9 protein-coding genes and 1 pseudogene are annotated in these 11,743 nt (G+C 48.6%); 8 read left to right on the forward strand and 2 right to left on the reverse strand.

The window, feature by feature from the left end; translation table 11 throughout:
- Window positions 1–148: 148 nt before the first annotated feature.
- The 3 genes and pseudogenes from FND36_06830 to FND36_06840 all read left to right on the forward strand — a co-directional run bounded on the left by FND36_06830 (window position 149) and on the right by FND36_06840 (window position 3,338).
- Window positions 149–971 (forward strand): annotated as a pseudogene (locus FND36_06830) (sporulation factor SpoIIGA).
- Window positions 937–1,677 (forward strand): RNA polymerase sporulation sigma factor SigE, encoded by a 741-nt coding sequence (gene sigE, locus FND36_06835; GenBank protein ID QDW73775.1) that lies wholly within the window; start codon window positions 937–939, stop codon window positions 1,675–1,677. Before FND36_06830 ends, sigE begins: the two are co-directional and overlap by 35 nt.
- 50 nt (window positions 1,678–1,727) lie before the next feature.
- The gene (locus tag FND36_06840; protein QDW73776.1) at window positions 1,728–3,338 is read left to right on the forward strand and encodes an MBL fold metallo-hydrolase; all 1,611 of its coding nucleotides are present in this window, start codon (window positions 1,728–1,730) and stop codon (window positions 3,336–3,338) included.
- Window positions 3,339–3,450: 112 nt separating this feature from the next.
- Here FND36_06840 and FND36_06845 read toward each other — a convergent pair whose 3' ends face one another.
- Window positions 3,451–5,073 (reverse strand): Na/Pi cotransporter family protein, encoded by a 1,623-nt coding sequence (locus FND36_06845; GenBank protein QDW73777.1) that lies wholly within the window; start codon window positions 5,071–5,073, stop codon window positions 3,451–3,453.
- A 202-nt stretch (window positions 5,074–5,275) separates the two neighbouring features.
- On the opposite strand from FND36_06845, the gene sigG reads away from it, so the two are divergent.
- The 3 genes from sigG to FND36_06860 all read left to right on the forward strand — a co-directional run bounded on the left by sigG (window position 5,276) and on the right by FND36_06860 (window position 7,134).
- On the forward strand, window positions 5,276–6,052 hold the full coding sequence (sigG, locus tag FND36_06850) for an RNA polymerase sporulation sigma factor SigG (GenBank protein ID QDW73778.1): 777 nt from the start codon (window positions 5,276–5,278) through the stop codon (window positions 6,050–6,052).
- 112 nt (window positions 6,053–6,164) lie between these two features.
- A complete protein-coding gene (locus FND36_06855; GenBank protein QDW73779.1) occupies window positions 6,165–6,821 on the forward strand; it encodes an HAD family hydrolase in 657 nt (218 codons plus the stop codon).
- Window positions 6,822–6,870: 49 nt separating this feature from the next.
- Window positions 6,871–7,134, forward strand: coding sequence for a glyoxalase (locus FND36_06860; protein ID QDW73780.1), 264 nt, complete (start codon window positions 6,871–6,873; stop codon window positions 7,132–7,134).
- 75 nt (window positions 7,135–7,209) lie between these two features.
- Here the strand turns inward: FND36_06860 and FND36_06865 are convergent, their stop codons facing one another.
- Window positions 7,210–7,644 (reverse strand): hypothetical protein, encoded by a 435-nt coding sequence (locus FND36_06865; protein QDW73781.1) that lies wholly within the window; start codon window positions 7,642–7,644, stop codon window positions 7,210–7,212.
- A gap of 153 nt (window positions 7,645–7,797) precedes the next feature.
- On the opposite strand from FND36_06865, the gene FND36_06870 reads away from it, so the two are divergent.
- Window positions 7,798–8,382, forward strand: coding sequence for an aminoacyl-tRNA hydrolase (locus tag FND36_06870; GenBank protein ID QDW73782.1), 585 nt, complete (start codon window positions 7,798–7,800; stop codon window positions 8,380–8,382).
- A gap of 1 nt (window position 8,383) precedes the next feature.
- Window positions 8,384–11,728, forward strand: coding sequence for a transcription-repair coupling factor (mfd, locus tag FND36_06875; GenBank protein QDW73783.1), 3,345 nt, complete (start codon window positions 8,384–8,386; stop codon window positions 11,726–11,728).
- Window positions 11,729–11,743 lie beyond the last annotated feature (15 nt).

Here is an 11,743-nt window from a genome sequence, read left to right on the forward strand (position 1 = left end):
CTTGTGAGAGGCTCTGGTCTCTTTTTCTGTCGAAAAAAATCTTTTCCCTGCTCCCATCATATGACAAAATCTTTTTTTCCACCCTCGTATAATAAGTCTTGCCCACATACCAAATCGATTTAGTATCAAAGGAGAAAGAAGGTAAAGCGTGTACTATGAATTATACATAGACGTGTTTTTTCTTGTGAATTTCATGATGGATGCGATTTTGCTAGAGATTGTCAGGAAGGTCCTGAAATGTCCTGCCACACATGGAAGGGTTTTCCTGGGAGCCGCGGTGGGAGCGCTGGGCACCTGTATTGTTGTGTTGCTTCCAATCCCATATGCTGTTATTAAATTCATCATGTTTCATGGGCTGGTTAATATTATCATGCTGAAAACGGGACTCAGGACAAAGTGGGACAGAAACTTCTGGAAAGCCTTAGTTTTGCTATATATCAGCGGTTTCCTTGTGGGAGGGATCTTGGAAAGCCTGTGGCCTTATACCAGAACGACAGGAATTTTCTTTGGCTTCGCGGTGTTGAGTTACTATGGAGCGATGGGAATCTGGAATCTTCTGAAATATCTGGCAAGACAGGAGCATTATCGCTGTGAAGTTATACTCTGCCGGGGAGACAGAACCTGCAGAGTAAGGGCTGTTATCGATACAGGAAACAGCCTGCGTGATGGGCAAAGCGGAAAGCCGGTGAGCATCATTGACCAGGAGACGGCGGATCGTCTGGGAGAATGGAGACAGACAATAGGAATTCGATTTATTCCTTATCACGCGATCGGAACCAAAGAAGGGGCGCTGCCCGTATTCCAATTAGACAAAATGGAGATATTGGGAGAGCGGGAGATCTGTGTTGAGAAGCCTTTGGTAGCCGTATATGAGGAAATCTCGTCGGATGATTATGGGATGATCCTGAATCCTGATGTTTTATAGGAGGAATAAAAATGATCATAAAAGTAGCTGTACCACATCAATTTAAGCTGAAAGTAATTCCGGATTTTCGTACGCTGTTTTTTTCAGATAAAAAGGATATCCACTATATCGGAGGCTCAGAGATCCTCCCGGCGCCTCTGGAGACGGAGGAAGAGGCCAGACAGATCCGGAGGCTTGGAACAGAGGAAGAAGAACAGGCAAAGAAGATCCTGATCGAACATAATCTGAGGCTGGTGGTATACATAGCGAAGAAATTCGATAATACGGGCGTGGGAGTGGAAGATCTGATCTCCATCGGGACCATTGGACTGATCAAGGCGATCAACACCTTTAATCCAGGGAAGAAGATCAAGCTTGCCACCTACGCGTCCCGCTGTATTGAAAACGAGATCCTCATGTATCTCCGGAGAAATAATAAGACGCGGATGGAAGTCTCCATCGATGAACCGCTGAATGTGGATTGGGATGGAAATGAACTGCTGCTGTCCGACATTCTGGGTACGGAGGAAGACACCATTTACAAAGATCTGGAAAACGAAGCGGAGAGAAAGCTTCTGGTGCGGGCGATCGGGCGGCTGACTGGAAGAGAGCGGACCATTATCCAGATGCGGTTTGGCCTTGGGACGCCTGACGGAGAAGAAAAGACCCAGAAGGAAGTGGCGGATATGCTGGGAATCTCCCAGTCTTACATTTCCAGACTGGAGAAAAAGATCATGCAGAGGCTGCGCAGAGAGATGGTAAAGTATTCGTAGCCATCCGCCAAAAAAGGTGCTACAATAAAAGAAAGAAAGGGGCTTTGCGTATGAAACTTTTTTTTATTGGAGCAGACCATGAGGTTACCGGAAGCTGCCATATGATCGAGGCCTGCGGAAAACATATCCTGGTTGACTGCGGCATGGAACAGGGACCGGATCTGTACGAAAACCAGGAGATACCGGTCCAGGCGTCAGACATAGACTATATCCTTCTGACACACGCCCATATCGATCATTCCGGAAAGATTCCGATGCTGTGCAAGGAAGGTTTTCGCGGAGATATTGTTTCTACTTTTGCGACGGCAGATCTGTGCAGCATCATGTTACGTGACAGCGCCCATATCCAAGAGTTTGAGGCTCAGTGGAGGAATCGGAAAGCCAAAAGAAGCGGAGCGGCTCTTTATGAACCTCTCTATACCATGGAACATGCGGAGGCGGCGATCCAGCTTTTGAATCCCTGTGACTATGGGCAGAAGATCAAGCTGTGTGAAGGCGTGGAAGTACGGTTTACCGATGTGGGCCATCTCCTAGGTTCCGCCGCGGTGGAAGTGTGGATCACGGAAGATGGGATCACGAAGAAGATCGTATTCTCCGGAGACGTGGGGAATCTGTCCCAACCAATCATCAAGGATCCCAAGCCAGTCAGGGAAGCGGATTATATCGTGATCGAATCCACCTATGGAGACCGGCTTCATGGGACGGAGCGGCCGGATTATGTGGGGAATCTTACCAGGATATTAAAGGAGACCTTCGACCGGGGAGGAAACGTGGTGATTCCTTCCTTTGCTGTAGGACGGACCCAGGAGCTCCTCTATTTCTTCCGTGAGATCAAGGAAAAGGGCCTGCTTCCTCAGTATCAGAATTTTGAAGTATATGTAGACAGTCCGCTGGCGATCGAGGCTACCAATGTATTTAATAAGAACGTAAAATCCTGTTTTGATGCGGAGGCTATGGAACTGGTGGAAAAAGGGATCAATCCTTTGATCTTCCAGGGACTGCGTACAACCATCACATCGGACGAGTCTAAGATGATCAATTTTAATGAGCGCCCCAAAGTGATCTTGTCAGCTTCGGGAATGTGCGAGGCGGGACGGATTCGGCATCATCTCAAGCATAATCTGTGGAGGAAGGAAAGCACGATATGCTTTGTCGGTTACCAGGCGGCAGGGACCCTTGGACGGAAGCTGCTGGAAGGAGCGGATTTGGTCAAACTTTTTGGCGAGACGGTGGAAGTAAACGCTCACATTGAGAGTCTGCAGGGGATCAGCGGTCATGCGGATAAAAACGGACTTTTGGGATGGCTGGAAGGTTTCCAGAAAACTCCGGAGCATGTGTTTGTTGTACATGGAGAAGATGAAGTGACAGACCGGTTTGCCCAGACGATAGAAGAGCGATTTGGCTGGTCCGCGTTTGCGCCTTATTCCGGAGGATGTGTTGATCTTGCGACAGGAGAGATCTTGTCAGAAGGTGTAAGGGAACCGAAGAAGGAGATGAAGCCTGCAAGAGTCAAAAGCAGGGATATCTTTGAGCGGGTTGTGGCCGCGGCAAAACGGCTGTTGGAAGTGGTTTACAAGAACGAGGGACTGGCAAATAAGGAGCTGGTCAAATTTGAGTCCCAGATCCAGAATCTTGCGGATAAGTGGGACAGGGAGGATTAAGAGCGCGGCTGGTTTTGATCGTGAAAGAGCGCTTTAGGACAAAGAAAGAGACAGGCGCAAGCCATACCACCATGGCTTGCGCCTGTCTCTTTTTAGTAAGAACTAAATGGTCTTACATCTGCGCGTGAAGTTCCCCCACGTTCAGAGCGTAGTCGCCAATTCTCTCGAAATCGGTCAGAAGCTCGGAGAAAAGGATGCCGGATTCTGCTTTGCAGTCTCCTTTTTTGGCTCTCTTGATCTGGCGTTTCAGATACTTTTTCTCCATGTCATCCATCAAGGACTCGTATTTGGAGATAGTCTCCAACTGAGAAGATGGGGAAGTAGCATCTGTAAAGTCGATCACTTCCAGAATCTTCATGCTGACCTGTTTCATCTTCTTGATCTCTGTACGTGCGTTGTCCGAGAAAGAAATGTTCCATTTTTTCATATTTTTGGTATATTCAGCAATATTCATGGCGTGATCGCCGATCCGCTCAATATTGCTGATGATCATATAATAATTATTGATCCGGCGGCTGTCGGCCTCTGACATTTCCACAGACATCAGATGTACGATATATTTTGAGATTTCTGTGTTCAGGAAGTCGATATAATCTTCTGTTTCCTCAATCTCTTCAATAGAGACGTCCTCCCCTTTTAGCAGAGCGTTGTAGCTGGTTTCAACGTTTTCTTTTACCTTATCCAGCATCCTGGATACTTCCCGCTGGATCTGAGAAATGACCAGAGCGGCATGTCCAACCGGATAATTGCTTTCAAACGGAACAATGTATTTGAGCCGCTTGACCTGTTCGATTTCTTCTTCGCTTTCCGGAAGGATCCTGGTGGCCAGTTTGGCCATGTATGTTCCGAAAGGAAGGAGGATCAAAGTTGTAACAATGTTGAACGTTGTGTGTACGTTGGCAATCTGGGCCACTGGGTCAGAAGTCAGGCCCTCCATAAAGGAGACGAACGGAGTGACCAGAGTGATGATGGTAAAAATGATGGTCCCGATGATATTGAACATCAGGTGGATAATGGTCGTCCGTTTTGCGTTGGGGCGTGTACCAATGGAGGCCAGGACGGCAGTGATGCAAGTACCGATATTTTGGCCAAATAAGATGAAGACCGCGCTGGACAGAGGGATCGTTCCTGTGGCTGCCAATGCCTGCAGGATACCAACTGATGCGGAAGATGATTGGATCAGGGCAGTAAATACCGCGCCGATGGCGATTCCAACCAGCGGATTGCTGAAGGTAGTCATAAAGTGGATAAAAGTTTCAGAATCCTGCAGAGGCGCCATGGCGTCTCCCATCATCTCCATTCCGATGAATAGCACGCCTAAGCCGGCAAAAATAGAACTGATATGCCGGACTTTTTCATTTTTCACAAACATAATGCAGGCAACGCCTAAAAATGCGATCAAAGGAGCAATCGCGCCAATATCCAGAGCGATCAGCTGTCCGGTGATAGTGGTTCCAATATTGGCTCCCATGATGACCCATACCGCCTGATTCAAAGTCATCAGACCTGTGTTTACAAAGCCTACGACCATTACTGTGGTAGCAGAAGAAGACTGGATCACAGCGGTGATAATGGCGCCTACCAGAACCCCCTTGATCCGGTTAGAAGTCAATTTTTCTAAGATCTGTTTCATTTTGTTTCCCGCTGCTGTCTCAAGACCGTTGCTCATCATCTGCATTCCATAGAGGAAAAGAGCGAGCCCTCCAAGCAGCATCAGGATATCACTTGTTTTCATGATCATTCTCCTTTAGATTTTGGATTTAACATATTCTTTACGAAACCTTAACAATTATAGCATGGAGGATAGAAGGTTGCAATCATTTGTCAAGGGCTAAAACTTTTTTTATTTTTCCGGGGCGGGAATAACCAATGTCCATCTGGAGAAGAATTCTACTAGACATAAAATTTGGATCAGATCCAGCAAGGAGGTTCTTTGGATGGCACAGGGAAAAGTGGAGATATGCGGAGTCAACACAGCCAGGCTTCCGGTTTTGAGAGAGGAAGAAAAGGAAGCGCTGTTTGAACGGATAAAAGAGGGGGACCAGGAGGCGAAAGAGGAATATATCAAAGGAAATCTGCGGTTGGTGCTCAGTGTGATCAAACGGTTTGGAGCCAGCGGCGAAAACCCGGACGACCTTTTCCAGATTGGCTGTATCGGGCTCATTAAAGCGGTAAATAACTTTAATACAGAATTAGATGTGAAATTCAGCACCTACGCAGTGCCGATGATCATTGGAGAGATCCGCCGCTATATGAGGGACAATAATTCTATCCGGGTAAGCCGTTCTTTAAGAGATACGGCCTATAAGGCGATCTACGCGAAAGAAAATTTTGTACGGCAGCATCTGAAAGAGCCAACTGTGCAGGAAATTGCCGAGGAGATCGGAATCTCCAAAGAAGATATCGTATTTGCCCTGGACGCCATCCAAGTCCCTATGAGCCTTCAGGAGCCGGTCTACAACGATGGAGGCGATGCTCTCTATGTAATGGACCAGATCAGCGATACAAAAAATAAGGAAGAAAAATGGGTGGAGAACCTATCCCTGGAAGCGGCTATGGAACATCTGGACGAGCGGGAGAGACATATCATAAAACTGCGGTTCTTTGGCGGAAAGACGCAGATGGAAGTGGCGGAAGAGATCAAGATCTCACAGGCTCAAGTCAGCAGACTGGAGAAAAACGCCTTGAAGACCATGCGCCAGTATCTCAATTAGGGACAGGGCATTTTTAATTGGGGCCGGGGGATTTTTAAAAATCCCCCGGCCCCAATTGATGCTTGAAATTTAATACCATTCATACTATCATGGGGTCATGGAGGATTTAGACATGAGGACAGCTTACATTTTTGATTTAGATGGAACTCTTGCGAACACAATGGAATCGTTGATATATTCGGTAAAGGCAACTCTGCGGGAGATGGGGCTTGCCAAGATCACGGATGAGCAGTGCAGGCGGTTTGTTGGAAATGGCGCCAGGTATCTTATGGATCACGCGATCCGGGCAGCCGGGGATGAAAAGGGAGAGCGGCTGGAGGAGGCCATGCAGGTATACGGGCGCATATTTGACGCCAACTGTACATATCATGTAACACCTTATGAAGGTATGGAGGAAGTGCTGAAGGAGTTAAAGGGAAAGGGAATCAAACTTGCGGTGCTTTCCAACAAGCCTCATAGGCAGACGGTAAAGGTTGCTCATGGAGTGTTTGGCGAAGCGCTTTTTGACTATATCCAGGGACAGAGAGACGATATTCCAAGAAAGCCAGATCCGGCAGGAATCTATCGGATTCTGGAGAAGCTTCAGGTGCCTGCGGAACAGTGCGTGTATGTAGGGGACTCTGAGGTGGACCTGGAAACAGGGAAGCGGGCAGGCGTTCTTACTATCCCTGTTGGATGGGGATTTCGGACCCGGCAGGAATTGGAAGAGGCGGGAGCCGCAGGAATCCTGGAACGGACAGAGGAACTGCTGCGGTTTGCGGAAAAATAGGAAAAAAAGGTTCAAAGAATAAAAAGACCAGAAAGGAGGGGAAGCAGCTATGTATGAATATGATGAGGAGTGTCTGAATACGTTTCTGAGGCTTCAGTCCCAGCTCTTCGATGAGCCGGTGGCAGAGACGCCGGAGGAAGCGGAAGCTTTCCTTGAGGACTGTATGGCGGTGGTGGCAGACAGCCTGGAAGAGGTCTGTCAGTTTTTTGAAGAGGAAGGATTGGACACAGAAGGAATGTCTCCGGAAGAAATCGAAGATGCGGCGGAAGTGTTTGCGCTGTCGGACGGAAGATATCTGATCGTGGAAGGCTGAGAAGACAAGGCCGAAGGAAGAAAAAGGAGGCGCGGCCGCCGGTTGCAGGCAGGACGCAGGCCTCCTTTCTTGTTCTTATTCTTGAATCTTTCCCTTTTCCAGCGCTTCTGCGATGGCGTTGACGATCACTTGGGAGGTGTAGGGATTTTCCTGGGAAAGCTGGACTCCTTCCAAAGATTGATTTTCGTAGACTTGTTCCGCGATGTTTTCAATCTCCGGCTGGATCAGAGGATACATGGCGGCCACCGTTTCATCCAGGTTGGAAAACCGGATGGAGTTGATATGAGATTCATCCACGGTGACTTCCACCTCGAGCGCTGTGTTATTCAGCGATACGGTGGAAGTGTAGACGCCAGGCGCGTATTTTGCTTCTTCCGTCTGGGCCCCTTTATTCTTTGGAAGAAACATAAACAAAAGCAGTAAGATCAGCAAGACCGCCAGGACGGCAAATACTGCGGTGTAAATGATTTCTTTCATATGAAGTACGATGATTTTGGTTTTGGAACTCATAAAGACCTCCTATGTCCTAATAATATCCTGGAATCCAAGTTCGCTTTCTATAATGTATGAGAAAAGGATGAAAATTATTCATACAGGTTTTTGCGTGACAAATGGGAGCGGTTCCTGTAGAATGTATAAGAGAAAAAATGAAAGGTGAGAGATATGTTTATAATAGCGGGACTTGGCAATCCCACCCTTAAGTATGAAGGAACCCGGCATAACGCGGGATTTGATGTCATAGATGTTCTTGCGGACAAATATAATATTTCTGTAGACGGAAGAAAAGCAAGAGCCTATATTGGAAAGGGAATCATTGGAGGAAGCAAGGTGATCCTGGCAAAACCCCAGACTTATATGAATTTAAGCGGAGAGAGTATCCGGGGGCTGGTGGATTATTATAAGATCGACGCAGAGCAGCAGCTTCTCGTGATCTACGATGATATCAGCCTGGCGCCTGGTCAGCTCAGGATCCGGAAGAAGGGGAGCGCGGGCGGCCATAATGGGATCAAGAATATCATTGCCCATCTGGGAACCCAAATATTCCCTCGGATCAAGATGGGAGTGGGAGAAAAGCCCAAAGAATTTGATCTGGCGGACTATGTGCTGAGCCGTTTCTCGAAGGAGGAACGGGCGCAGATGGAAGAAGGGTATGAAAAGGCGGTAAACGCGGTGGAGATGATCCTGCAGGGAGAAATCGAGGCGGCGATGAATGAATATAATAGAAAAGTAAAACCGGGGGAGAATTGATATGCAGGCCTTGACCGGGCCGCTTAGGGAACTGGCGGAATTTGAAGAGATTGAAAAAAAGAAAAGAGAGGGAGCCGGAATGCTGCGCATTACTGGCTGTGTCCCGTCTCAAAAGACTCATATGATGTATGCGCTTAGCGATGGCTGTCCTTATAAAGTCATCGCTTGTTCCAGTGAGTCAAAGGCAAAGCAGGTCTACGAAGAATATCGGTTTGTAGATGGAGATACCTGGCTGTATCCGGCGAAGGACCTTCTGTTTTATCAGGCAGACTTAAGGAATAAAGCGTTGGTAAAACAGCGGATGGAAGTGCTTCAGGCAGTCTTGACCCGGAAGTCTTTGACGGTGGTGACCAGTTTTGACGCTTTCATGGATGTGCTGCTCCCAAGAGAAGTGCTGGCAGGCCAGGCAGTGTACATCGGGGCGGAGAGCGTGGTGGACATGGAAGAATTGGAGCGGGAATTGTCCAGGATCGGCTACGACCGGGAGAGTCAGATCGAGGGTTCTGGACAGTTTGCCGTGCGGGGAGGGATCCTGGATATCTATCCCCTGACAGAAGAACTTCCTGTGCGTATTGAATTGTGGGGCGATGAAGTGGATTCCATCCGCTCTTTTGATGTGGAGACTCAGCGGTCTATTGAGAATCTCCAGGAAGTCTGGATCTATCCGGCCAGAGAATTCCCAGAAGAAGGGGAGCGGGGAGTGTCCTTCCTGGATTATTTTCCTGTGGAAGAAACCCTGCTTTTCCTAGATGAGCCGGCTCGGCTTTTGGAAAAGGGGCAGGGTGTAGAGGAAGAGTTTATAGAGGCCCAAAAACGACGGGTGGAAAATGGAATGGAGGTTTCCAACGAGGAAGCCAGGCTGTATACGACCAAAGAACTGACAGAGAAGATCAACGGTTACAGCAGCATAGGGATGTGCGCGTTGGATATGAAGGCAAAAGGCCTTGCCCAGCGGGATTCTTATTTGATACAGGCTAAAAGTGTGAATCCCTATAACAGCAGCTTCGACCTTCTGACCAGGGATTTAAAGAGGCTGAAGCGGAATGGATACCGGGTAGTGCTGCTGTCCGGTTCCCGGACCAGGGCCAGACGTCTGGCGGAAGACTTAAGAGATTATAATCTAAGCAGTTTTTACAGCGACGATATGGAACGTCAGGTCCTTCCAGGTGAGATCATGACGGCCTATGGACATGTAGGGGAAGGGTATGAGTATCCTCTGCTTAAATTTACGGTGATCTCAGAGACGGACATTTTCGGAAAAGTTAAGAAGAAGCGGAAGCGGAAAATTTATGAAGGGCGGAAAATCCAAGATTTTGCCCAGCTAAAGCCGGGAGACTATGTGGTCCACGAGAATCATGGTCTTGGAATCTATCAGGGGATTGAGAAGATCCAGGTAGATAAAGTAGCAAAAGACTACATGAAGATCTCCTACGCGCAGGGCGGGAATCTGTATATTCCCGCTACCCAGTTAGACTTGATCCAGAAATACGCCGGATCTGACGCGAAGAAGCCCAGGCTGAACCGGCTGGGGACTCAGGAGTGGACCAAGACCAAAAGCCGGGTCCGCGGGGCGGTCCGGGAGATCGCCAAAGACTTGGTGGAACTCTATGCGGCGCGGCAGAATCAGGAAGGGTACGCTTACGGAGAGGACACCGTCTGGCAGAAAGAATTTGAGGAAATGTTTCCATTTGAGGAGACTGAAGATCAGCTGTTGGCTATTGAAGCGGTGAAACGGGACATGCAGAGCCATCGGATCATGGACCGGCTGATATGCGGAGACGTGGGATACGGAAAGACGGAGATCGCCATCCGGGCCGCTTTCAAGGCGGTCCAGGAGAATAAGCAGGTGGTCTATCTGGTCCCCACCACTATTTTGGCTCAGCAGCATTATAATACGTTCCTTCAGCGGATGAAAGATTTTCCGGTCCGGGTGGATCTTCTGTGCCGGTTCCGGACCAGCGCTCAGCAGAAGAAGACCATTGAAGATCTAAAGAGGGGGCTTGTGGATATCGTTATCGGTACCCACCGGGTTTTAAGCAATGATGTGAAATTTAAAGATCTGGGGCTGCTGGTGATCGATGAAGAACAGCGATTTGGAGTGCAGCATAAAGAAAAGATCAAGAAATTAAAAGAAAATATAGACGTGATGACGCTGACTGCCACGCCTATTCCAAGGACACTCCATATGAGTCTGATCGGAATCCGGGATATGAGCGTGCTGGAAGAAGCGCCCGAGGACCGGCTCCCGATCCAGACCTATGTAATGGAGTACAATCCGGAGATGGTCCGGGAGGCTATTGAGAGAGAGTGCGCAAGGCAGGGACAAGTGTATTATGTATACAATCGGGTAGAGGATATTGATGAGGTGACGGCTAATATCCAGAAACTGGTGCCGGAATATACGGTAGCTTTTGCCCATGGTCAGATGAAAGAGCATGAGCTGGAGCGGATCATGTATGATTTTATCGGCGGTGAGATCGATGTGCTGGTATCCACTACTATTATTGAGACAGGACTGGATATTTCCAATGTGAATACCATGATCATCCATGACGCGGACCGCTTAGGCCTGTCCCAGCTCTATCAGCTGAGAGGGCGGGTAGGGCGTTCCGGGCGGATGGCGTATGCGTTCCTGTTGTACCGGAGAGATAAGCTGCTGCGGGAAGTGGCGGAAAAGCGCCTTGCCGCCATTCGGGAATTTACCGATCTGGGTTCTGGATTTAAGATCGCCATGCGGGATCTGGAGATCCGGGGAGCGGGCAATCTTCTTGGGGCGGAGCAGCACGGACATATGGAAGCGGTAGGATATGATCTGTACTGCAAGATGTTAAACGAAGCGGTCAAGCATTTAAAAGGCGAGATGGAAGAGGAAACCTACGCCACCACTATTGATCTGGATGTAGACGCGTATATTCCGGATTCTTATATTCCCAATGAATATCAGAAGCTGGATATCTACAAACGGATCGCCGCCATCGAGTCCCAGGATGAGATCGAAGATATGAGGGATGAACTTTTAGACCGGTTTGGAGACGTCCCCAAGAAGGTGGAAACACTGCTGGAGATCTCCGGGCTGAAAGCCCTGGCCCATGCCGCGTATGTGACAGAGGTGGAACAAAAGGGAGACGTCTACACCTTTGCCATGTATGAGAAAGCCAAGGCGGCCCCGCAGCGGATTCCGGCGCTGATCGAGTCGTTCAAAGGGGAATTGTCTTTCAAGGCGGACGCGGAGCATCCTGTCTTCTGTTATCAGAGAAAACGCAAGAGCGGCCGGGAGAAGGAAGCGGGCAGTCTGGAAATCGTGAAAAATGTGTTAATTGGGATAAAAGGATTGATTGCCCGCTGAAAACAGGCTATAATA

This window comes from Lachnospiraceae bacterium KGMB03038 (genome assembly GCA_007361935.1).
Taxonomy (GTDB): Bacteria; Bacillota; Clostridia; order Lachnospirales; family Lachnospiraceae; genus Massilistercora.

Coding starts and splice junctions, on each gene's coding strand:
- sigE (QDW73775.1), top strand. CDS start 937: ATGATCATAAAAGTAGCTGTACCACATCAATTTAAGCTGAAAGTAATT.
- FND36_06840 (QDW73776.1), top strand. CDS start 1,728: ATGAAACTTTTTTTTATTGGAGCAGACCATGAGGTTACCGGAAGCTGC.
- FND36_06845 (QDW73777.1), bottom strand. CDS start 5,073: ATGAAAACAAGTGATATCCTGATGCTGCTTGGAGGGCTCGCTCTTTTC.
- sigG (QDW73778.1), top strand. CDS start 5,276: ATGGCACAGGGAAAAGTGGAGATATGCGGAGTCAACACAGCCAGGCTT.
- FND36_06855 (QDW73779.1), top strand. CDS start 6,165: ATGAGGACAGCTTACATTTTTGATTTAGATGGAACTCTTGCGAACACA.
- FND36_06860 (QDW73780.1), top strand. CDS start 6,871: ATGTATGAATATGATGAGGAGTGTCTGAATACGTTTCTGAGGCTTCAG.
- FND36_06865 (QDW73781.1), bottom strand. CDS start 7,644: ATGAGTTCCAAAACCAAAATCATCGTACTTCATATGAAAGAAATCATT.
- FND36_06870 (QDW73782.1), top strand. CDS start 7,798: ATGTTTATAATAGCGGGACTTGGCAATCCCACCCTTAAGTATGAAGGA.
- mfd (QDW73783.1), top strand. CDS start 8,384: ATGCAGGCCTTGACCGGGCCGCTTAGGGAACTGGCGGAATTTGAAGAG.